Annotated in this window: 20 protein-coding genes; 9 read left to right on the forward strand and 11 right to left on the reverse strand. The window is 69.7% G+C overall.

Annotation, left to right across the window (positions count from 1 at the left end; all coding sequences use genetic code 11):
* Window positions 1–174: 174 nt before the first annotated feature.
* Window positions 175–1641 (reverse strand): tRNA (N6-isopentenyl adenosine(37)-C2)-methylthiotransferase MiaB, encoded by a 1467-nt coding sequence (miaB, locus tag VF330_RS18750; protein ID WP_330852918.1) that lies wholly within the window; start codon window positions 1639–1641, stop codon window positions 175–177.
* Between the two features lie 57 nt (window positions 1642–1698).
* Here miaB and VF330_RS18755 point away from each other — a divergent pair, with 57 nt between their 5' ends.
* Window positions 1699–2613, forward strand: coding sequence for a TAXI family TRAP transporter solute-binding subunit (locus tag VF330_RS18755; protein WP_330852919.1), 915 nt, complete (start codon window positions 1699–1701; stop codon window positions 2611–2613).
* Between the two features lie 3 nt (window positions 2614–2616).
* Here VF330_RS18755 and VF330_RS18760 read toward each other — a convergent pair whose 3' ends face one another.
* Together VF330_RS18760 and VF330_RS18765 are read right to left on the reverse strand one after the other, a co-directional pair.
* Complete coding sequence (locus VF330_RS18760; RefSeq protein ID WP_330852920.1) at window positions 2617–4002, reverse strand: HAMP domain-containing sensor histidine kinase; 1386 nt, start codon at window positions 4000–4002, stop codon at window positions 2617–2619.
* Window positions 4003–4056: 54 nt separating this feature from the next.
* Complete coding sequence (locus tag VF330_RS18765) at window positions 4057–4731, reverse strand: response regulator transcription factor (protein ID WP_330852921.1); 675 nt, start codon at window positions 4729–4731, stop codon at window positions 4057–4059.
* A gap of 159 nt (window positions 4732–4890) precedes the next feature.
* Between VF330_RS18765 and VF330_RS18770 the strand changes: the two genes are divergently transcribed.
* The 4 genes from VF330_RS18770 to VF330_RS18785 all read left to right on the forward strand — a co-directional run bounded on the left by VF330_RS18770 (window position 4891) and on the right by VF330_RS18785 (window position 8166).
* Window positions 4891–5619, forward strand: coding sequence for an amino acid ABC transporter ATP-binding protein (locus VF330_RS18770; RefSeq protein WP_174517896.1), 729 nt, complete (start codon window positions 4891–4893; stop codon window positions 5617–5619).
* A gap of 40 nt (window positions 5620–5659) precedes the next feature.
* Complete coding sequence (locus VF330_RS18775; RefSeq protein ID WP_330852922.1) at window positions 5660–6550, forward strand: glutamate ABC transporter substrate-binding protein; 891 nt, start codon at window positions 5660–5662, stop codon at window positions 6548–6550.
* 78 nt (window positions 6551–6628) lie between these two features.
* A complete protein-coding gene (locus VF330_RS18780) occupies window positions 6629–7276 on the forward strand; it encodes an amino acid ABC transporter permease (protein ID WP_330852923.1) in 648 nt (215 codons plus the stop codon).
* The gene (locus VF330_RS18785) at window positions 7273–8166 is read left to right on the forward strand and encodes an amino acid ABC transporter permease (RefSeq protein WP_330852924.1); all 894 of its coding nucleotides are present in this window, start codon (window positions 7273–7275) and stop codon (window positions 8164–8166) included. Before VF330_RS18780 ends, VF330_RS18785 begins: the two co-directional genes overlap by 4 nt.
* Before the next feature lie 54 nt (window positions 8167–8220).
* On the opposite strand, the gene VF330_RS18790 is transcribed toward VF330_RS18785, so the two are convergent.
* Window positions 8221–8499, reverse strand: coding sequence for a hypothetical protein (locus VF330_RS18790; RefSeq protein ID WP_330852925.1), 279 nt, complete (start codon window positions 8497–8499; stop codon window positions 8221–8223).
* Window positions 8500–8624: 125 nt separating this feature from the next.
* Here VF330_RS18790 and VF330_RS18795 point away from each other — a divergent pair, with 125 nt between their 5' ends.
* On the forward strand, window positions 8625–9281 hold the full coding sequence (locus VF330_RS18795; RefSeq protein WP_330852926.1) for a response regulator transcription factor: 657 nt from the start codon (window positions 8625–8627) through the stop codon (window positions 9279–9281).
* Here the strand turns inward: VF330_RS18795 and VF330_RS18800 are convergent.
* The 4 genes from VF330_RS18800 to VF330_RS18815 all read right to left on the reverse strand — a co-directional run bounded on the left by VF330_RS18800 (window position 9268) and on the right by VF330_RS18815 (window position 13045).
* Window positions 9268–10017 carry a succinate dehydrogenase/fumarate reductase iron-sulfur subunit gene (locus VF330_RS18800; protein WP_330852927.1) on the reverse strand — a complete coding sequence of 250 codons (750 nt, stop codon included), beginning with the start codon at window positions 10015–10017 and terminating at the stop codon, window positions 9268–9270. The genes VF330_RS18795 and VF330_RS18800 overlap by 14 nt on opposite strands.
* Window positions 10014–11882, reverse strand: a complete 1869-nt coding sequence (locus VF330_RS18805; RefSeq protein WP_330852928.1) for a fumarate reductase/succinate dehydrogenase flavoprotein subunit — start codon at window positions 11880–11882, stop codon at window positions 10014–10016. Before VF330_RS18805 ends, VF330_RS18800 begins: the two co-directional genes overlap by 4 nt.
* A 9-nt stretch (window positions 11883–11891) precedes the next feature.
* Window positions 11892–12656, reverse strand: coding sequence for a hypothetical protein (locus VF330_RS18810; protein WP_330852929.1), 765 nt, complete (start codon window positions 12654–12656; stop codon window positions 11892–11894).
* Window positions 12657–12754: 98 nt separating this feature from the next.
* Window positions 12755–13045: a hypothetical protein gene (locus VF330_RS18815; protein ID WP_325522955.1), complete on the reverse strand. Its 291-nt coding sequence runs from the start codon at window positions 13043–13045 to the stop codon at window positions 12755–12757.
* 227 nt (window positions 13046–13272) lie between these two features.
* On the opposite strand from VF330_RS18815, the gene edd reads away from it, so the two are divergent.
* Together edd and eda are read left to right on the forward strand one after the other, a co-directional pair.
* The gene (edd, locus tag VF330_RS18820; protein WP_330852930.1) at window positions 13273–15129 is read left to right on the forward strand and encodes a phosphogluconate dehydratase; all 1857 of its coding nucleotides are present in this window, start codon (window positions 13273–13275) and stop codon (window positions 15127–15129) included.
* A gap of 194 nt (window positions 15130–15323) precedes the next feature.
* Window positions 15324–15947, forward strand: coding sequence for a bifunctional 4-hydroxy-2-oxoglutarate aldolase/2-dehydro-3-deoxy-phosphogluconate aldolase (gene eda / locus VF330_RS18825; protein WP_330852934.1), 624 nt, complete (start codon window positions 15324–15326; stop codon window positions 15945–15947).
* Between the two features lie 6 nt (window positions 15948–15953).
* Here the strand turns inward: eda and VF330_RS18830 are convergent, their stop codons facing one another.
* The 3 genes from VF330_RS18830 to VF330_RS18840 form a co-directional block, all read right to left on the reverse strand.
* Window positions 15954–18482, reverse strand: a complete 2529-nt coding sequence (locus VF330_RS18830; protein WP_330852931.1) for a helix-turn-helix transcriptional regulator — start codon at window positions 18480–18482, stop codon at window positions 15954–15956.
* Window positions 18483–18716: 234 nt separating this feature from the next.
* Entirely contained in the window at window positions 18717–19115 is a 399-nt protein-coding gene (locus VF330_RS18835; protein ID WP_330852932.1) for a zf-HC2 domain-containing protein, read from the reverse strand.
* A 4-nt stretch (window positions 19116–19119) separates the two neighbouring features.
* On the reverse strand, window positions 19120–19647 hold the full coding sequence (locus VF330_RS18840) for a sigma-70 family RNA polymerase sigma factor (RefSeq protein WP_330852935.1): 528 nt from the start codon (window positions 19645–19647) through the stop codon (window positions 19120–19122).
* A 344-nt stretch (window positions 19648–19991) separates the two neighbouring features.
* Between VF330_RS18840 and VF330_RS18845 the strand changes: the two genes are divergently transcribed.
* Window positions 19992–21106 (forward strand): DUF4142 domain-containing protein (locus VF330_RS18845; RefSeq protein WP_330852933.1); only part of this gene is annotated, 1115 nt, incomplete at its 3' end.

Genomic DNA, 21106 nt, shown 5'->3' on the forward strand with positions numbered 1-21106 from the left:
ACTCGCCGAGCACGACGCTCAGGCCCGTCTCCTCGCCCACCCACGGCAGCACGAGCGACACCAGCAGCGCCAGCACCGCGATCGAGATCGTCAACGCCCCGGTGCCGGGGTCGACGCGCTTGGCCGCCTGCTGCTCCACCGCGTCGATCTCCTTGCGCAGGAACTCCTCGTCGCTCACTGCGCGGCACACCCGGACACGGCGGGCAGCGGCGCGGGAGCACCGAACGACGGCAGACCGAGGCCGACGCCTGCGGTCTTCGGCTTGATGCCCGCCTCCGAGCGGTCACCGGCCTTCGTGCGGCGCCACGTCAGCGGTTCACCGTCCGCGACGAGGTAGTGCGGGGCGCCGTACGTCACGACGGTCTCGACGACGTCGCCGGGACGCGGTGCGGTGGAACCGGGCGTGAAGTGCACCAGCCGGCCGTCGCGCGCACGGCCGCTCATGCGCTGCGTCTCGGCGTCGCGCTTGCCCTCACCGGTGGCCACGAGGACCTCGACGGTGTGGCCGACCTGCTCGACGTTCAGCTTGTGCGTCATCTCGTTCTGCAGCGCCACGAGCCGGTCGAACCGCTCCTGCACGACGGCCTTCGGCAGCTGGTCGGGCAGCTCCGCCGCGGGCGTGCCGGGGCGCTTCGAGTACTGGAACGTGAACGCGGAGGAGAACCGGGCCTGCCGCACGACGTCGAGCGTGCCCTGGAAGTCCTCCTCGGTCTCGCCGGGGAAGCCGACGATGATGTCGGTAGTGATCGCGGCGTCCGGCATGGCGGCGCGGACCTTCTCGATGATGCCGAGGTACTTCTCGGTGCGGTAGGAGCGGCGCATCGCCTTGAGCACCCGGTCCGAACCGGACTGCAGCGGCATGTGCAGGTTGTGCACGACGTTCGGCGTCTCGGCCATCGCGGCGATGACGTCGTCGGTGAAGTCCTTCGGATGCGGCGAGGTGAACCGCACGCGCTCCAGGCCGTCGATCTCCCCGCAGGCGCGCAGGAGCTTGCCGAACGCGAACCGGTCGCCGAACTCGACGCCGTAGGAGTTGACGTTCTGGCCCAGCAGCGTCACCTCCAGCACGCCCTCGTCCACCAGCGTCCGGACCTCGGCGAGCACGTCGCCGGGGCGGCGGTCCTTCTCCTTGCCGCGCAGGGACGGCACGATGCAGAACGTGCAGGTGTTGTTGCAGCCCACGGAGATCGACACCCAGCCCGAGTAGGCGGAGTCGCGGGCGGCCGGCAGCGACGACGGGAACGTCTCCAGCGCGTCGAGGATCTCGACCTGCGCCTCGGCGTTGTGGCGGGCGCGTTCGAGCAGCACCGGCAGCGAGCCGATGTTGTGCGTGCCGAACACGACGTCCACCCACGGGGCGCGCCGGACGATCTCGCCGCGGTCCTTCTGCGCGAGGCAGCCGCCGACGGCGATCTGCATGTCCGGGTTCTCGGTCTTGCGCGGCGCGAGGTGCCCGAGCGTGCCGTAGAGCTTGTTGTCGGCGTTCTCGCGGACGGCGCAGGTGTTGAAGACGACGACGTCGGCCTGCTCGTCCTCGGCGGCCCGCGCGTAGCCAGCGTCCTCCAGCAGACCGGCGAGCCGTTCGGAGTCGTGCACGTTCATCTGGCAACCGAACGTGCGGATCTGGTAACTGCGGGTCACTGCAACCAACCTTTCGTCGGGTGCAAGCGTAGAACGCCGCCGTGGCACGATGCGCAGGTGCTGGGACGAGTGCACGTCGCCGTGAGCCTGCTGACCGCCGCAACGGTCCTGACGGGCTGCGGCAGCACGCTCGAGAACGTCAAGATCACGATGGCCACGGGCAGCGAGGGCGGCGTCTACTACACCCTCGGCAACGGGCTCGCGGACATCTGGAGCGGGCGCCTGGGCATCGCCCGGCCGCAGGTCGTGGCCACCGCCGGGTCGAAGGACAACGTCGTGCGGCTCGTCAACGACCAGGCGCAGGTCGGCTTCTCGCAGGCCGACGCCGTCGAGGGCGTGGAGGGCTCGTCGAAGCTGCGGGCGCTCGCCCGGATGCACGACGACTACCTGCAGGTCATCGTGCGGGCCGACCTGCCCGTCACGAAGCTCGGCCAGCTGTCGGGCCTGCGGGTGTCGATCGGCGGGCGGGAGTCGGGCGTCGAGATCATCGCGCGCCGGCTGCTCGAGTCGGCGAACGTCACGCCGCAGGAGGTCAACCTCGGGCTGGACGACTCGGCGCAGGCCATGATCGAGGGCAGGCTCGACGCGTTCTTCTGGTCGGGCGGCCTGCCGACGGGCCGCATCACGCAGCTCACCAAGGAGCTGGGCGTGCGGATGCTCGACCTCGCGGACGTGCTCAAGCCGTTCCGCGAGCGGTACCCCGTCTACGGGTCGGCGACGCTGCCCGCGTCCACCTACGACCTCCAGAAGGACCCGGTCATCACCCTCGTGGTGCGCAACTTCCTGCTCGTCAACGAGAAGATGCCGGACGACGTGGCGGAGGCGCTCGCGCGCAAGCTGTTCGAGGGGCAGCCGGACCTGGTGAAGGTGCACTCGGCGGCGCGCACCATCGAGCAGCGGTCGGCGATCGAGACCTCGCCGGTGCCGCTGCACGACGGCGCGATGCGCTACTACCGGGACACCAAGGTCTGAGCCTCAGACGGCCGGCAGCTCGATCACGACCTTCAGGCCGCCGTCCTCCGGCGACTCGAGCCGGACCGCGCCGCCCACGCGTTCGACGACGAGCCGCACGATCGACAGCCCCAGCCCGGACCCCGGCACGTTCTGGTGCGCGGGGCTGCGCCAGAACCGGTCGGTCGCGCGCTCCAGCTCGTCGGCCTGCAACCCCGGCCCGTGGTCCGCGACCGACACCGTGACGACGCCGTCCGCCTTGCGCGCGTCGACCACGATCAGCGTCCCCTCCGGGGTGAACTTCAGCGCGTTGTCGAGCAGCGCGTCGAGGATCGTCTCGACGCCGCGCGGCGGGGCGAGCGCCATGCCGACGCGGTGCCCGTCCAGCACGAGGTGGACCTCCTTCGAGGCCGCCGCGGCCGCCCACGCCGACAGCCGCGCCGCCACGGACTTGTCGACGTCCACCGGCACCGGGTCGACCGAGCTCGACTCGGCGCGCGCCATGGCGAGCAGCTCGTCGAGGATGCGGTTGAGCCGGTCCGTCTCGCTCAGCGCCTCGACCTGGTGCACCTCCGCCTCGTCGTCGACGTGTCCCTCCAGGTTGGACAGCCGGAGTTTCAGGGCTGTCAACGGGTTGCGAAGCTGGTGTGACGCGTCCGCCACGAACGCCCGTTGGGCGGCAAGCACATCGCTCACGTTCGCGGCCATCTGGTCGAACGACCGGCTGAGCTGCCGCAGCTCCGGCGGCCCGCTCTCGGCGCCCACCGGCTTCACCGGACGGCCCGCGACGACGGCGGCGAGCAGCTTGCCCGTCGCGTCGTCGAGCGCCTGCACCGGCCGCAACGTCCAGCGCACCACCGGCAGCGCCAGCAGCACGGCGAGCGCCAGCACCAGCAGGCTCGCCGCGAGCAGCAGCCCCCACCAGGCCAGCACCTCGAAGCGGGTCTTCGACGTCGGCGAGAACGTGATCACCGCGCCGCGCACCTCACCGTCCACGAGGACCGGTTCGGCGAGCACCAGCCGCGTCTCGTCCCACGGCATGAACAGCGGCGGCACGACCGGCAACCGCCCGGCCAGAGCCTTGCTGACCAGGTCCTGCACGGCGCCGTCGCCGAGCGCGAGGTCGTTGCGCGACGCCACCAGCGGCACCGTCGGCGCGTCGCGGGCCACCACGGCCACGCCGATGTCGTAGAGCTGGTCGTAGCGCTCCAGCTCGGCCCGCAGCACGGTCGGCTGGTTGTCGATCAACGGCCGTTGCGCCAGGGACGCGAACCGGCTCGTGTCGGTGAGGCGGTCGAGGAACAGCTCCTGCTGCTCCGCGGCCGCCACGCCGCGCCCGAGCGGCAGGCCGAGACCCACCAGGACCAGCACGACGAGGGCCAGGACCACGCCCAGCAACCGGGATCTCACGAGCCGTCACCCCACCCGGTGGCGACGCGCCGGCAGAAGATCACCCAATGGAGATCACACCTGCCCCAGCCGGTACCCGACGCCGCGGACCGTCTCCAGCAACGACGGACGGCCGAGCTTCGTGCGCAGCGTGGCGACGTGGACGTCGAGCGTCCTGTTGGCGCCGGACCAGGTCCTGCCCCACACCTCGGCGAGGATCCGCTCCCGCGTGCACACCGCGCCGCCCGCCGCCATGACGAGTGCGAGCACCTGGAACTCCTTGCGCGACAGGGCGACCGATTCACCCGCCACGGTGACTTCGTGGCGACCCAGGTCGACCCGCACGTCACCGGTCTCGAACACCTCCGTGGACGCCGATCCCACCCCGACCGGGTCGGCGCCGCGGCGCCGCCGGACGGCGTGCACCCGCGCCACCAGCTCGCCCACGTCGTAGGGCTTGACCAGGTAGTCGTCGGCCCCGGCGTGCAGGCCGAGGATCCGGTCGTCGATCTCCCCCCGCGCGGACACCACGATGATCGCCACGTCCGAGGCGGCCCTGATGGCGCGGCACAGCGTCACACCGTCCATGTCGGGCAGTCCCAGGTCGAGCAGCACCACGTCGACGCCCGCGAGGCGGTCGAGGGTGCCGCGGCCGGTGGCCTGCCGGTCGACGTGGAAACCCCGTCTGGTCAGGGCGGGGACCAGGGCCTCGGCGACCCTGTCGTCGTCCTCGACGAGCAGCACGCGCACTTTCGCTACCTCCCGGGCAACCGATGTCTGCCTGTGACAGAGTTGAGACCCTAAGTCTTGCTCAATGTCCTGGACTGGTGTGGTGGCGGACACCTAGGTTTCCGCCAACGCCGACGACCCCTGATGGAGGACTGGATGACTGCCGCCTCTGCCCCGCCGATGATCCGTGTGGCGGGCGTGGACAAGTTCTTCGGCCCGTTGCACGTGCTCAAGAACGTGCAGCTGGAGGTGCCGAAGGGGCAGGTCGTCGTCGTGCTGGGGCCGTCGGGTTCCGGTAAGTCGACGCTGTGCCGGACGATCAACCGCCTCGAGCCGATCGACTCCGGAGTGATCGAGGTCGACGGGCAGCCGCTTCCGGCTGAGGGCAAGGAACTGGCACGCCTGCGCGCCGATGTCGGCATGGTGTTCCAGTCCTTCAACCTCTTCGCGCACAAGACCATCGTCGAGAACGTGATGCTCGCTCCGACGAAGGTGCGCAAGACGCCGGCCGCCGAGGCCCGCAAGACCGCGATGGAACTGCTGGAGCGCGTGGGGATCGCCAACCAGGCGGACAAGTTCCCCGCGCAGCTCTCGGGTGGGCAGCAGCAGCGCGCGGCGATCGCCCGCGCGCTCGCGATGAAGCCCAAGGTGATGTTGTTCGACGAGCCCACCTCCGCGCTGGACCCGGAGATGGTCCAGGAGGTCCTGGACGTCATGACCGGCCTCGCGAAGGACGGCATGACGATGCTCGTCGTCACGCACGAGATGGGCTTCGCCCGCAAGGCCGCGGACCGGGTGATCTTCATGTCCGACGGCGAGGTCGTCGAGGACTCCACCCCGGAAGAGTTCTTCTCGGCCCCGAAGTCCAACCGCGCGAAGGACTTCCTTGGCAAGATCCTGACTCACTAGTAGTCAGCCCACTTACGGAACGAATGGCAGGAGAAGGACGATGAGGGTTCGCACCCTTGCGGCGGTGCTGCTGACGGGCGCACTGGCCCTGACCGCGTGTGGCAAGGAGGGCAGCCCGACCGACACGGCGGCGCCCGCCGGTCTGTTCGAGGTCGCCAAGGACGTCAAGGTCGACGGCTCGCCCACCTTCGAGAAGGCGAAGGCGCGCGGCTCGCTCGTCGTCGGCGTCAAGGAGGACCAGCCGGGTCTCGGTTACAAGGACCCGACGACGAACAAGTACAGCGGTTTCGACATCGACATCGCGCGCCTGATGTCCGCGAAGCTGGGTCTCGACCCCGAGAAGATCCAGTTCAAGACGATCCAGTCCGCCGCGCGCGAGCAGGCGCTGATCAACGGTGACGTCGACTACTACGTCGGCACCTACACGATCAACGCGGGCCGCAAGGAGAAGGTCGGCTTCGCCGGCCCGTACTTCGTCGCGGGCCAGGACCTGCTGGTGAAGAAGGACAACACCGACATCACCGGCAAGGACGCGCTCAAGGGCAAGAAGGTCTGCTCGGCGACCGGTTCCACCCCGGTCAAGCGCATCCGCGACGAGAAGCTGACCGAGGACGCCAACATCCTCGAGTTCCAGGGCTACTCGCAGTGCGTCACCAAGCTGCTCGACGGTGAGGTCGACGCCGTCACCACCGACGACGCGATCCTCAAGGGCTACGCCGCCGCCGAGGAGGGCAAGCTGAAGGTCGTCGGCAAGACGTTCTCCAGCGAGCCGTACGGCATCGGTGTGCCCAAGGAGGACACCGCGCTGCGCGCGAAGTTCAACGACATCCTGCAGGCCTCGCTCGACGACGGCACCTGGCAGAAGATCTACGACGGCACCCTGGGCAAGTCGGGTTCGTCCGCGGAGAAGCCGAAGATCGACCGGTACTGACGGTCTCCTAGTGGCCGGTGGATCCCCCGCGGGTCCACCGGCCGTTCCTTTGAAGGCGGACGGACGGCAAGGAAACCGATGAGCGTCCTCACCAACAACCTAGATCTGTTCCTGCGCGCATTCGGACAGACGCTGCAGCTCTTCGCGATCTCCGGTGTGCTCTCGCTGCTGCTGGGCACGCTGCTCGCGGCCCTGCGGGTCAGCCCGGTCCCGGTGTTCCGTGCCATCGGCACGGCGTACGTGACGGTGCTGCGCAACACCCCGCTGACGCTGGTCTTCGTGTTCTTCCTCTTCGCGTACCCCCTGCTGGAGATCGTGAAGATCGAGCCCTACACCGCGGCCGTGGTCGCGTTGTCGCTCTACACCGCGGCTTTCGTCTGCGAGGTCGTGCGGTCCGGCATCAACACGGTGCCCGTCGGCCAGGCCGAGGCGTCCCGCGCGCTCGGCCTCACGTTCACGCAGATGCTGGGCAACGTCGTGCTGCCGCAGGCGCTGCGCTCTGTCGTGCCGCCGATGACGAGCACGATGATCGCGTTGCTGAAGAACACGACGGTCGCCTCGGGTTTCGCCGTCTTCCAGGCGGGCACGATCCGCGACTCGCTGTCGGAGCAGGGTGAGAACGTCCTGCTCGGACTGCTGTGGGTCGCGATCGGGTTCGTCATCCTGGTCATGCCGCTGACGTACGTCCAGCAGGTCTTCGAGAAGCGGTGGAGCGTGGCCCGATGAGCATGGTGCTGTTCGACGTCCCCGGCCCGAAGGCCCGCGCGCGTCACAAGGTCATGGCGGTCATCGGTGTCGCGGCCGTGCTCGCGGCGATCGTGTACGTGATCATGCGGTTCGTCGCCACGGACCAGTTCTCGTCCCGCAGGCTCGACTGGTTCAACTACAAGCAGATCCAGCTGTCCCTCCTGGACGCCATCGGCAACACGCTCAGCGCGTTCGCCGTCGGCGCCGTGCTGGCGCTGGTGTTCGGCGCGGTCTTCGCCGCCGCCCGCCTGTCCGACCACGCGTGGGTGCGCGGTCCCGCGGCGGTCGTCGTCGAGATCTTCCGCGCGATCCCGCTCGTGGTCATGATGTTCTTCTTCTACTACGGCCTTCCCGTGGCCGGGGTGAAGCTGAGCGCGTTCACGGCGGTCGTGATCAGCCTGATGCTGTACAACGGCTCGGTGCTCGCGGAGATCTTCCGCGCCGGCATCAACTCGCTGCCGAAGGGCCAGAGCGAGGCCGCGTACGCGCTGGGCATGCGCAAGACCCAGGTGATGACGCTCGTGCTGCTGCCGCAGGCGTTGCGGGCGATGCTGCCGACCATCATCAGCCAGCTCGTGGTGCTGCTGAAGGACACCGCGCTCGGCTTCCTCATCACGTTCGAGGAGCTGCTGCGGTGGGGCACGCGCATCGGTGGCGACGCGGTGAACTTCGGCCGGCCGATGATCTCGGTGATGATCGTGGTCGCGCTGATCTACATCGGACTGTGCCTGCTGCTGACGTGGCTCGCGAACTACCTCGAGAAGCGCAACCGCCGCAACAAGAAGGTCATCCACACCGACGACGACAAGGCGAACCAGATCCAGATCGCCGAGTCGTCGGCGGTCATGGGTTCGGGCAGCGCCGTCTGACGTCAGCCGCTGCCGAACGGGGCGTGTCCACTTCGGACACGCCCCGTTCGCGTTTCACGAGTAGACGTTCCAGTCGACGACGCCGGTCCAGCCGGGTTCGGCGCCGACGACCGCGAGGGAGAACGCCGTGCCCGCGCGGAAGTTCGAGCCGATGCGCCGGCGCGACCGGTCGCCCGCGGGGAACAGGACCGGGCTGCCCGCCACCCGGTGGTCGCCGTCGCGCAGCCACCGGATCTCCAGGTCCACGGGGCTGGACGTGACCCGCAGGTAGACGTCCGAGCCGTCGGCGGTGATCGTCCTGACGCCGAGCAGGTCCTCCGATGCGGTGCGCATGCCGCCGAAGCTAGCGGCGCGGGCGGAACCGGGTCGTCGCACGAACAGTGGATCTCCCGTCAACTTTCGCGGTACGCTCCGACCGGGGGAACTGCCGCGGTGACGTCACCTGGATGAGGGGCGTTGTGACGCGTGTGCTCGTAGTCGACGACCAGCCGCTGTTCCGCGCGGGCCTGGTCGCGTTGCTGGACGCTGCACCCGAGCTGACCGTCGTCGGCGAGGCCGCGGACTCCCGCACCGCCGCGGTGATCGCCGAGTCCGCGCGGCCCGACGTGGTCGTGGCCGACATCCGCCTGCCGGGCCTGACCGCGGTGAAACGCGCCGCGGCACCGGCCCGGTTGCTGATCCTGACGACGTTCGACCTGGACGAGTACGTGCACGAGGCGCTGCGGCTGGGTGCCGCGGGGTTCGTGCTCAAGGAGGCCGAACCGGCCAGGCTGATCGCCGCGATCACCGCCGTCGCATCCGGCGAGATGCAGTTCGGCCCCACCGTCATGCGCCGGCTCGTCGCCGCGTACCTGAGGGGCGACACGGCGGTCTCGCTGTGGGGCCCGGTGGGCCTGGAGGAGCTGACCGGCCGCGAACGCGAGGTGCTGCGGCTCGTGGGCACCGGGCTGACGAACGCCGCCATCGCGGCGAAGCTGACCGTCACCGAGGGCACGGTGAAGACGCACCTCAACCGCGTGATGACGAAGCTGCGGCTGACCAGCCGGGCGCAGGCCGTGGTGATGGCCTACGAGTCCGGTCTGGTCATCCCGCAGCTCGGTGCTAGGACCGCCTGAACAGCTTGTTGCCCAGCCAGACGATCGGGTCGTACTTGCGGTCGGCGACGCGCTCCTTCATCGGGATGAGCGCGTTGTCGGTGATGTGGATGTGCTCGGGGCAGACCTCGCTGCAGCACTTGGTGATGTTGCAGAGCCCGAGCCCGTGCTGCTCCTGGGCCTGGTCGACGCGGTCCGCGGTGTCGAGCGGGTGCATCTCCAGCTCGGCGACCCGCATGAGGAACCGGGGCCCGGAGAACGCCTCCTTGTTCTCCTCGTGGTCACGCACCACGTGGCAGGTGTTCTGGCACAGGAAGCACTCGATGCACTTGCGGAACTCCTGCGAGCGCTCGACGTCGACCTGCTGCATCCGGTACTCGCCGGGCGCCAGGTCCTTAGGCGGCGCGAACGACGGCACCTCGCGCGCCTTGGTGTAGTTGAAGGACACGTCGGTGACGAGGTCGCGGATGATCGGGAACGTCCGCATCGGCGTGACCGTGATCGTCTCCGACTCCTCGAAGACCGACATGCGGGTCATGCACAGCAGGCGCGGGCGTCCGTTGATCTCCGCCGAGCAGGAGCCGCACTTGCCGGCCTTGCAGTTCCACCGCACGGCGAGGTCCGGTGCCTGGGTGGCCTGCAGGCGGTGGATGATGTCGAGGACGACCTCGCCCTCGTTGACCTCGACGGTGAAGTCGACCAGCGCGCCGCTCGAGTCGTCACCGCGCCACACCCGGAACTTCCCCTGGTAGCTCATGACAGCTCCTCGACGGTGAGGTACTTCTCCAGCTCGCTGCGGTCGAACAGGTCCAGCAGGTCGTGGCGGATCGGGATCTGCGGTTTCTCCGCGACCTCCGCCCCGTCGCCCGAGGCGGTGCAGACCAGCAGCTTGCGGCGCCACTCGGCGTCCATCGACGGGTGGTCGTCGCGGGTGTGGCCGCCGCGCGACTCGGTGCGCAGCAACGCGGCCTTCGCCACGCACTCCGACACGAGCAGCATGTTGCGCAGGTCCAGGGCGAGGTGCCAGCCGGGGTTGAACTGCTGGTGGCCCTCGACGGTGAGCGACCGCGCCCGTTCCTTGAGCTTCTCCAGGCGCTGCAACGCCTCCTCCATCTCGCCCTCGCGGCGGATGATGCCGACGAGGTCGTTCATGGACTGCTGGAGCTCCATGTGCAGGGTGTACGGGTTCTCGCCGCCCTCCTGCTGGAACGGCCTGAGCGCCGTCGCCCGCGCCTCGGTGACGACGTCCTCGGCGATCGCGGGACGGCCGGTCAGCCCGCGCACGTACTCCGCGGCTCCCGCACCCGCGCGCTTGCCGAAGACCAGCAGGTCCGACAACGAGTTGCCGCCCAGGCGGTTCGAGCCGTGCATGCCGCCGGAGACCTCACCGGCGGCGAAGAGCCCTGCCACCGACGAGGATCCGGTGTCCGGGTCGACCTCGACGCCGCCCATCACGTAGTGGCAGGTCGGGCCGACCTCCATCGGCTGCGCGGTGATGTCGACGTCGGCCAGTTCCTTGAACTGGTGGTGCATCGACGGCAGCCGGCGCCGGATCTCCTCGGCGGGCAGCCGGGTCGACACGTCGAGGAAGACGCCGCCGTGCGGTGACCCGCGCCCCTCCTTCACCTCGGAGTTGATGGCGCGCGCGACCTCGTCGCGGGGCAGCAGCTCCGGTGGGCGCCGGTTGTTCGCCTGGTCGGTGTACCAGCGGTCGGCTTCCTCCTCGTTGTCCGCGTACTTGTCCTTGAACACCTCGGGGATGTAGTCGAACATGAACCGCTTGCCGTCGGAGTTGCGCAGCACACCGCCGTCGCCGCGCACGGACTCGGTGACGAGGATGCCCTTCACCGACGGCGGCCAGACCATGCCGGTGGGGTGGAACTGGATGAACTCCATGTTGATCAGCGAGGCGCCCGCGCGCAGGGCCAGCGCGTGGCCGTCGCCGGTGTACTCCCAGGAGTTCGAGGTGACCTTGAACGACTTGCCGATGCCGCCGGTCGCGAGGATCACCGCCGGCGCCTCGAACAGCACGAACCGGCCGGACTCGCGCCAGTAGCCGAACGCGCCGGCGATCCTGTCTCCGTCCTTCACGAGGTCGGTGACGGTGAACTCCTGGAACACCCGCAGGCGTTCCTCGTAGTCGCCGAACTCCTGGAAGTCCTCCTGCTGCAACGACACGATCTTCTGCTGCAACGTGCGGATCAGTTCGAGGCCGGTGCGGTCGCCGACGTGCGCGAGGCGCGGGTACTCGTGGCCGCCGAAGTTGCGCTGCGAGATCCGGCCGTCCTTCGTGCGGTCGAACAGCGCGCCGTAGGTCTCCAGCTCCCAGACCCGTTGCGGCGCCTCCTGGGCGTGCAGCTCGGCCATCCGCCAGTTGTTGAGGAACTTGCCGCCGCGCATGGTGTCGCGGAAGTGCACCTGCCAGCTGTCGGACGAGTTCACGTTGCCCATGGCGGCGGCGATGCCGCCCTCGGCCATGACGGTGTGGGCCTTGCCGAACAACGACTTGCAGAGAACGGCGGTGCGCAGGCCGTGCTCACGGGCCTCGATCGCGGCACGCAGACCGGCACCGCCCGCGCCGATCACGAGCACGTCGAACGAATGCCTTTCCAGCTCGGGCAAAACCACTCCTTAGTTGATGAAGCGGAGGTCGGAGATCGTTCCCGAGGCGACCAGCGCGACGTACAGGTCCGTGAGGCAGACGAAGATCAGCGAAGCCCAGGCGAGCTGCATGTGCCGGTTGTTGAGCTTCGAGACCTGCGTCCACATCCAGTAGCGGACCGGGTGCTTGGAGAAGTGCTTGAGGCGGCCGCCCGCGATGTGGCGGCACGAGTGGCACGACAGCGTGTAGGCGCCCAGCAGGCTCACGTTGACCAGCAGCACGAGGTTGCCGAGGCCGAGGCCGGTGCTGAACGCGGAGATCGCGTCGTAGATGTTGACCAGCAACAGGATCGAGGCCGCGTAGAAGAAGTAGCGGTGCAGGTTCTGCGCGATGAGCGGGAACCGCGTCTCCCCCGTGTACTTGCTGTGCGGCTCGGCCACGGCGCACGCGGGCGGCGACTGCCAGGCAGCGCGGTAGTAGGCCTTGCGGTAGTAGTAGCAGGTGATCCGGAACCCGAGCAGGAACGGGATGATGATCACCGGCGGCGTCAGGAAGCCGGGCAGCGCCGGGAACCACTGGCCGAAGTGGGACGCCGCGGGGACGCACTCCTCGGTGAGGCACGGCGAGTACATCGGTGTGAGGTAGTGGTACTGGTCGACCCAGTAGTAGTCCCCCTGGAACGTGCGGAACGCCGCGTAGATCGAGATGAGCAGCAGGCCGACGAACGTCGTCAGCGGCGGCAACCACCACCGGTCCGTGCGCAGTGTCCTGGCGGCGATCTGTGCCCTCGCCATCGGTCACCTTTCTGGGGGTCCACGTCGTTGTGGAGAACGCTCCCGAGACGAACGACCACGGCCCCCGCGTCAGGCGGGGGCCGTGTGATCAGCTCGGATCAGGTCCGGTTGCGGTAGCCACCGAGTCCTTCGTCGTCCGCGTCCTTCCACAGCGACTCGTCATAGGGCGTGTCGGGCACGACCACGACCTCGCGTTCCAGCCGGGGCGCTTCCCGCTGCCTCGGGGTGCTCAGGTCGACGAGTTCGGTGGCGTCGATGTCCATGCGCTCTACGTCGTTGGCCAGGCGCTGGACTGCCGCCACGTCGCCGTACCGGGCGCGCAGGTTGCTGACGGCATGCCGCATCTGACCGATGACCCGGCGCAGCTCGACGATCTCCGTGGAGTTCATGGGACACCTCCGTTCCAAGGTCGTGCCCCGCACTCTGCCCAATCTCAAGCCATGTGACAAGGACCACACGCCAAGATTCGACACTGGATTCCTCCCAGCTACTGAATCGTTTTTGTGTCTACGACCAGCCATGACTTACTGTGTGTGGCGTCACGCCCGTCCGTGGGACGCCACCGTTGTCGTCTCGTGAGGGCCCCACCACGGCCCGTGATGACCCGGAGACCCCCATGACCGAACTGCATCCCGTTCTGACAGAGGTCACACGCAGGATCGCCGCGCGCAGCGCGGACTCCCGCCGCGTGTACCTCGAACGTGTGGCCGCGGCCGCGCAGGACGGCACGTCCCGGTCCGGCTTCGCGTGCAGCAACCTGGCGCACGGCTTCGCCGGGATCACCGGCGGCGACAAGGCGGCGCTGCGGGCGCTGCGCAAGTCCAACGTCGCGATCGTGTCGTCCTACAACGACATGCTGTCGGCCCACCAGCCGCTGCAGGAGTACCCGGCCTGGATCAAGGACGCCGTGCGCGCCGTCGGCGGCGTGTCCCAGTTCGCGGGCGGCGTGCCCGCGATGTGCGACGGCATCACCCAGGGCCGCGACGGCATGGAGCTGTCGCTGTTCAGCCGCGACGTCATCGCGATGTCGACGGGCGTGGCGCTGTCGCACGAGATGTTCGACGCCGCCGTGCTGCTCGGCGTGTGCGACAAGATCGTGCCGGGCCTGCTGATCGGCGCGCTGTCGTTCGGCCACCTGCCGTCGATCCTGGTGCCCGCGGGACCGATGTCGTCGGGCCTGTCGAACAAGGAGAAGGCCCGCGTCCGCCAGCTGTACGCGGAGGGCAAGGCGTCGCGCGACGACCTGCTGGAGGCCGAGGCCGCCTCGTACCACTCCCCCGGCACCTGCACGTTCTACGGCACCGCGAACTCGAACCAGATGGTCGTCGAGGTCATGGGCCTGCACCTGCCGGGCGCCTCGTTCGTGCCGCCGGGCACCGGCCTGCGCCGCGCCCTCACCGAGCACGCCGGCCGCCGCGCCGTCGAGATGGCCAAGGGCGAGGGCTACACGCCGATCGCGCACATCGTCGACGAGAAGGCCGTCGTCAACGGCGTCGTCGCGCTGCTCGCGACCGGTGGTTCCACGAACCACACGATGCACCTGGTGGCCATCGCCGCCGCCGCGGGCATCGAGCTGAGCTGGGACGACTTCTCCGACCTGTCGTCCGTCGTGCCGCTGATCGCGCGGGTCTACCCGAACGGCAGCGCGGACATCAACCACTTCCAGGCCGCGGGCGGCGTGCAGTTCGTCGTCGGCACGCTGCTCGACTCCGGCCTGCTGCACGCCGACGTGAACACCGTCGTCGGCCACGGCCTGGACCGCTACCGCCAGGAGCCGATGCTGGCCGACGGCGAGCTGATCTGGGTCGACGGTCCCGGCCGATCGCTGGACACCGACGTCCTGCGCCCGGCCACCGACCCGTTCGCCTCCGACGGCGGTCTGCGGATGCTCTCGGGCAACCTCGGCCGGTCGGTCATCAAGGTGTCGGCGGTGGCGCACGAGAACCACGTCGTCGAGGCACCGGCCCGCGTCTTCACCACGCAGGAGGCGTTCCAGCAGGCCTTCCAGGCCGGCGAGCTCGACCGCGACGTGGTCGTCGTCGTCCGCCAGCAGGGCCCGCAGGCCAACGGCATGCCGGAGCTGCACAAGCTGACGCCGCCGCTGGGCGTGCTGATGGACCGCGGCTTCAAGGTCGCGCTGGTGACCGACGGCCGCATGTCCGGTGCCTCGGGCAAGATCCCGGCCGCCATCCAGCTCACCCCGGAGGCCGCCGTGGGCGGTCCCCTCGGCCGGGTCCGCGACGGTGACGTCGTCCGGCTCGACGCGACCGCCGGGACGCTGGAGGTCCGGGTGACGGCGGAGGAGCTGGCGTCCCGTCCGCTGGTCGACTTCCCGCCGGCGGGCCACGAGTGGGCGGGCACGGGCCGGGAGCTCTTCGCCGCCCTGCGCCGCACCGTCGGACCCGCCGACCGCGGCGCCACGGTGTTCGGCCCCATCACCGCCGACCACTTCGCCCCGGTCACGCACCACTGACCGCCCGACCAGGCAATATATTGGTCGGCGGCATGGCTGAGCTGCTCGTACCGCGACGACGTCGTCGGCCGACGAAGTCTTCGCGGTGCGGGACGCCGTCGTCAGCTGCGGCGTGAGCGATATGCGATATATCGGTTTTCGATCTTCCAGATGGGCAAGGAGTGCTTCTCGTGACCAACGGTGACAACGTCCGGGTGACCACCGGGGCGGACCTGCTCGCGCTGTCCCCCGTCATCCCCGTCGTCGTGGTCGACGACGCCGACCACGCGGTGCCGCTCGCGCGGGCATTGCTGCGCGGGGGCGTCCGCGTCATCGAGCTCACGCTGCGCACCCCGGCCGCGCTCGCCGCGATCGAGAACGTCGCCCGCGAGGTGCCGGAGATCGTGATCGGCGCCGGCACCGTCACGGCGCCGGAGCACGCCGAGCAGGCCGCGAAGGCCGGGGCGGCGTTCCTCGTCACGCCCGGTACGACCGACCGGGTCCTCGACGCCGCCGACGCGACCGGCCTGCCGTACCTGCCGGGCGCGGCGACGGTGTCCGAGGTGCTGCGGCTGGCCGAGCGCGGCCTGGACGCGCTCAAGTTCTTCCCTGCCGAGGCCGCGGGCGGCGTCGACTACCTGAAGTCGATCGGCGGGCCGGTGCCGCACGTGCGGTTCTGCCCGACCGGCGGCATCACCCCGCAGACCGCGCCGAACTACCTCGCGCTGGCGAACGTCGGGTGCGTCGGCGGGTCGTGGCTCGCCCCCAAGGACGCCCTCCGGGCCGGCGACTGGGACCGGATCGAGACGCTCGCCCGTGAGGCCTCGCAGCTCGGCTAGTTCCCGCTAGGACCACAGCGCGGCGACGAGCTCGGCACGGCCGTTGATGCCGAGCTTGCGGTAGGCGCTCGACAGGTGCAGCTCCACCGTGCGGCGGGTCAGGTGCAGGGCCTCGGCGATCTGCCGGTTCGTGAGCCCCTGCACCGCCATCCGCGCGACCCTGTTCTCCTGCTTGGTGAGGCCCTGCACCTGGTCGTCCCCGCCGTCGACCTCGTCGCCCGCGAGCTTGGCCAGCGGGTGCGCGCGCAGGTGCCGGGCCAGTTCGAACGCCTGCCGCAGGTGCGTGGCGGCCGCGTCGGTACGGCCCTTGCGGCGCAGGTGGTGGCCGAGCCAGTACACCGACTGCGCGTGCAGCAGCCGGTGCGGCGACGAGGCCAGGAGGTGTTCGGCCTCGGCGAGGACGTCGACGTCGTCGGTGCTGATGCCGACGCTCATCAGGGCGGTCCCGACGACCCGGGCCGACCCCCACCGCTTGGCGAGGTCGAGCTCCTCGTGAGCGAGCCGGGCGGCGTCGTCGCGGTTGCCCTGTGCCAGGTACGCGCGCACGGCGTGGTGGCGCCACGGGACCAGCGCCGGGTTGGGCATCTCGCGCGCCGCGAGCCGCCGTCCCGCCTCCAGCAGGTCCTCCAGCGCGCCCTCCGAGTGGCAGGAGGCGAGCTTGAGGCGGCCGCGGGCGTAGACGACGTTGATGTGCTGCAGCAGGTCGCCGTCCTCGGCGACGAGCGGGGCGGCCTCGTCGAACTGCCCGAGCTCGACGCACACCTCGGCGAGCTCGGCGGTGGCGAGCAGCACCGCCGGGCAGTCCCCGCCGCCGGTCTTCACCGGGGACGACAGGAACGTGTAGGCGCGGGCGAGGTCGCCGACGGCGTGGAACTCGGCGCCGCGGGCGATCATGCTCAGCATCCCGCGCCGCAGGTGCGGGTCGTGCGAGACGCTCGCGCTGCTCAGCGAAAGCCAGTACCTGCTGCTGTGCTGCGGGTCTTCGGTGAGCACGGGCAGCAGCAACGTGAACAGGTACGGCTCGGCGAGCAGGTCGACGTGCTCGCCGTCCAGCGCCTCCAGCGCGCGTTCGACGGCTTCGGCGGACGAGTCGCCGCAGCGGGCGGCGCCGGCCGCGAGCAACGCCGCCCGCACCCGTTGCAGCTCCGGGTCCTTCGGCACGTCGCGGATGAGGTCGTCGTAGTACTTGCCCGCGCAGTTGGCCATCTGCGTGTCGCGGTTCGCGGCGACGAGGTAGGTGGTGCAGACGATGTTCCAGACCAGGTCGCGGTCCTCGGGCAGCAGCCGGGCGATCACCAGGATCGCGATGGACGCGGCGAAGTAGGCGTCGGAGCCGGTGCACATCCGCTGGATCAACGACAACGCCACGGTCGCCGCGAGGTGCGGGTCCTCGCACCGGGCCAGCGCGTCGCGGACGCGGTCACGGCCCTGCGAGCGGTCGGCGAGGTGCTCGACGTGGCCGAGCTCGACCTCGATCGAGAGGCGGTCCTCTTCGGACAGGTGCTCGTCGAGCGCGCGTTCCAGGTGTTCGACGCCACCGGCCTCGCGCAGGAGGCCGACGGCCCACGGCAGGCGGACGGACCTGGCCTTGAGGACGTGGCCGGCGACGTGGTGGGCGGGAGCGTCCACGTCGAACAGCAGCCGGGCCGCGCGGGCGTGGGCGGCGGAGCGGACCGCGACCGGCATGTCGGCGAGGATGCTGTTGCGCACGAACGGGTGCCGGAACGTCAGCGGGTCGGTGTCGGCGAGCACGCCGAGGCGGACGAGCGCGTCGACGGCGGGCAGCGCGTCGAACCCGGTGAGGGACGACAGCAGCTCCAGACCCGCGTCACCGTCCAGCACGGCGGCGGACCGCGCGACCTCGGCGGCGCCGGTGTGGTCGCGCAGCCGCATGCCGATCATCTCGCCGACGGCGGCCGATCCCTCGCCCTCCTCGCGCAGCAGCGCGTGCAGCAGGTAGGGGTTGCCTCCGGTCAGGTCGTGGCAGCGCTGGGGGTCGCGGTCGGTCAGCCGCGCGACGGCGTCGACGCCGAGCCCGTCGAGGTCGACGCGTACCGGGTGGGCGCCGGTGATCTCGGGCAGCGTCACCTCGTCCGTCGCGAGGTACCCCGGCGACGCGCCGAGCGCGATGACGACGGGCAGGTTCCGCAACCGTGGACGCAGGTAGGCGAGGGCGCGCTTGGAGAACGTGTCGGCGACCTGCACGTCGTCGACGACCATCAGGGTCGGGGTTCTGCGCGCGGAGTCCGCGGCGCGCGTGTAGAGCTGTTCGAGGTCGTGCTGGTCGGCCAGGCACGGCGCGAGCTGACGCACCACCGCGCCGGGCAGGTGGCTTTCCAGCCGTGCGCTCTTGGCCAGCCGGACGGCGAAGCCGCGTTCGCGCGCGTCGGCGGCGAACGCGTCGAGCAGTGCCGTCTTGCCGATGCCGAACTCACCGGTCACGACGACGCACGAGCCGATGCCCTGGAGTGCGTCGTCCAGCAAGCGTCGGAGAGCCGAGAGCTCCGCGTCCCGGCCGAGCAGTGGAGATGTCACCTCTGTCCACTCCTGCCTTCGGTACCGAGAGGACCGCAGGTCGAAGGTTCCGGTCTTCCTTCGGTGCCGACCGTAGAGACCCGCGCTTCGTGGTCGGGCAAACTTACCCACAGGTAACGGTGATCGGAACCGCGAGCTGGTCGCGGTGGTGAGCGGGTGCGAGCGATGATCTTCGCCGGGCTGGTGCGCGGGTGGTTCCGCCTCGCCTGCCTGCTCGCACGCCTCCGTCCGGCCTCAGATGTCCCCGAACAGCGGGAACGGTTCGGCGCGAGCGGGTTCCGCGCGCGTGAGGGTGCTGATCTCCGCCGGGTTGTCGGCGTGCGAGGACAGCGACTCCACAACGGACAGCACCGCGGCCACGGCCACGACGACACCGGCCGCCACGACCAGGATGTCGCGCGTGAGCCGGCACGGCGGGCGAACGCCGTCGCGCAGCGCCGGGCGCAGCACGGGAGCGAAGGCGCCGAAGTCGGCCGCGTCGCCCTGACAGCCCTCGCACCCGGCTAGGTGCCGGGAGAACCGCACGTGCTGGTCGGGGTCGAGCACCCCGAGCACGTAGGCCGCGACATCACCGCACGGACCTCCGTCGTCCGCGCGGTTCTCGTCGTCGGGGTGTGGTTCGCGGATCGCCATCCCGCTAGCTCCTGTCCTGCAGCGCCCGGCGGATCGTGTGCATCGCCTTGTACAGCCGGGACTTGACGGTTCCTTCCGGTACTCCGAGGACGAGCGCGGCCTCCCTGACAGTCCGGCCCATGACACAGGTTTCATAAATAGCCGACCGATGCTCATCACTCAATTGGCGCACCACGTCGGTGATGACCATTACGGAAAGTGTTTCCTCGGTGCCGTCCGGAGATTCGGCGATGTCCGGTCGGAGCAATTCGACTTCCTGCGGGCGGGCCTGCCGGCTGCGCCATCCGTCGATCACGATGCGACGGGCGACGGTGCCGAGCCAGCCGCGCAACATCCCCGGTTCCCGAACCAGGTTCGCGGAGTTCTGCCACGCCCTGATCAACGTCTCCTGAACGACGTCTTCCGTCCACTGGCGGTCGTAGTTGGTCAGGCTCAGGACCTGCGAGAACAACGCGCGCTGGAACTGCCCGTAGAGCAGCGTGAGCAATTCATCGTCCTGACGGGCCTGTGCGACACTGCCCTGGTCAACCATGAAGCTCGCGACCTCCCCGGATTTCGGCGACGTGTTCGCTTCGGGCGGCAGACCTAGCGACTCGGTGGCCGAGTGTGGAATCACCGGGAGACTACCCCGCGAACGCGAAAAGTTCTCGGGTACGTAAATCGACCTCCAATGGTTCGCGCATTCTTACGTGACTCATGTCACAGTGTCGCCTGAGCTGCTTCCGTGAACCCCGACCCCACCTGCGCGTATCACCTTCGAAGGCAGCTCGATCGCGGGAGGGAACGAGCACTATGCGTCACCGGTTGGGCACGTTCGGACAGCACCTGGCGCTGCTGGTCACGTTTTCTGTCGTTTTTCTGGGGGCTTTCTCCGGGGTGGTCCCCGCGAATGCGCAGTCGTCCGACGTGCCGCCGCCGGACCGTTCTTTCCTGGTCTCGCTGCGCCAGGCGAACTCGTGGATCGTCCCGGTCAGCAAAGAGGTTCCGTCCCGCACGACGAATGCGGCGATCAGCGCCGCGGGGCGCGACATCTTCGAGGCTCACTCACGACTCGACGTCGATCTGCTCAAATTCTCCGGTGATCTCGGCGTGGTGCTGCCGAATGACGTGAGCGGTGAACACCAGTCACTCATCGACGAGATGTCCGGACGAACCGGGGACAACCACGACCGCGCCTATGCGACGATCGTCCGGCAAACCCAGGGCGGTCTTCTCGTAATGGCCACGCAAACGCGGGCGACGACCCAGAACACCACGATCCGCTCTCTCGCGCACCAGACGGTGCAGATTCTCGTCCGCACGATGACCGCGCTGGAGAACACCGGCCTGGTGGACCCGTCGGCATTGGAACCGGTGACCGCCAAGGCACAGGTGAACGCGGTCCGGGTGGTCGGTCAGAGCGTCGAACCGCCGGACCGGGAACTGCTCGTGCTGCTCGCCCAGCACTCGCTGTGGCAGAAACCGGCGAGCCGCGAGAGCTCCGACCGGGCGCGCGACGCGAAGGTGCGCAAGGTCGCGGGCCAGCTCGCCGCCGAGCACACGCAGCTGTCCCAGGCGGTCGCGGAGGCCGCGCGGCAGCTCGGCGTGGACCTGCCGTCCGAACCGACGACCGAGCAGAAGTCGTGGGCGAACGCCATCTCGTCCAGCTCGGGCGACGAGCTCGACCGCATGTACGCGAACCTGTCGCGCGCCGCCGACGGCTCGGTCATCGTCCAGGTCGCCCAGGCCCGCGCGACGACGAGGAACGTCGCCGCCCGCACCGCCGCGCAGACCGGCCTGACCCTCCTGCTCAAGCACATGCAGCTGCTGGAGGGCACCGGCCTGGTGAAGTCGAGCTCGTTGCAGATGACCGACGTCCCGGCCATCGTCCAGACGAAGCCGAGCCCGCCCGCCCAGCCGGAGGAGTCGCCGCTGAACGTCGCCTTCCTCAGCGGCATCGCCGTCCTGGTGGTGGCCGCCGCCGGAACGCTCTGGCTGGTCCGCGCCATCGG

The sequence above is a fragment of the Lentzea sp. genome (assembly GCF_036380075.1).
Lineage (GTDB): Bacteria > Actinomycetota > Actinomycetes > Mycobacteriales > Pseudonocardiaceae > Lentzea.

Excerpts from the sequence above, each read along its gene's own strand:
- VF330_RS18770 (WP_174517896.1), top strand. The coding sequence starts at position 4,891 with ATGATCCGTGTGGCGGGCGTGGACAAGTTCTTCGGCCCGTTGCACGTG.
- VF330_RS18775 (WP_330852922.1), top strand. The coding sequence starts at position 5,660 with ATGAGGGTTCGCACCCTTGCGGCGGTGCTGCTGACGGGCGCACTGGCC.
- VF330_RS18780 (WP_330852923.1), top strand. The coding sequence starts at position 6,629 with ATGAGCGTCCTCACCAACAACCTAGATCTGTTCCTGCGCGCATTCGGA.
- VF330_RS18785 (WP_330852924.1), top strand. The coding sequence starts at position 7,273 with ATGAGCATGGTGCTGTTCGACGTCCCCGGCCCGAAGGCCCGCGCGCGT.
- VF330_RS18790 (WP_330852925.1), bottom strand. The coding sequence starts at position 8,499 with ATGCGCACCGCATCGGAGGACCTGCTCGGCGTCAGGACGATCACCGCC.
- VF330_RS18800 (WP_330852927.1), bottom strand. The coding sequence starts at position 10,017 with ATGAGCTACCAGGGGAAGTTCCGGGTGTGGCGCGGTGACGACTCGAGC.
- VF330_RS18810 (WP_330852929.1), bottom strand. The coding sequence starts at position 12,656 with ATGGCGAGGGCACAGATCGCCGCCAGGACACTGCGCACGGACCGGTGG.
- VF330_RS18815 (WP_325522955.1), bottom strand. The coding sequence starts at position 13,045 with ATGAACTCCACGGAGATCGTCGAGCTGCGCCGGGTCATCGGTCAGATG.
- edd (WP_330852930.1), top strand. The coding sequence starts at position 13,273 with ATGACCGAACTGCATCCCGTTCTGACAGAGGTCACACGCAGGATCGCC.
- VF330_RS18835 (WP_330852932.1), bottom strand. The coding sequence starts at position 19,115 with ATGGCGATCCGCGAACCACACCCCGACGACGAGAACCGCGCGGACGAC.
- VF330_RS18840 (WP_330852935.1), bottom strand. The coding sequence starts at position 19,647 with ATGGTTGACCAGGGCAGTGTCGCACAGGCCCGTCAGGACGATGAATTG.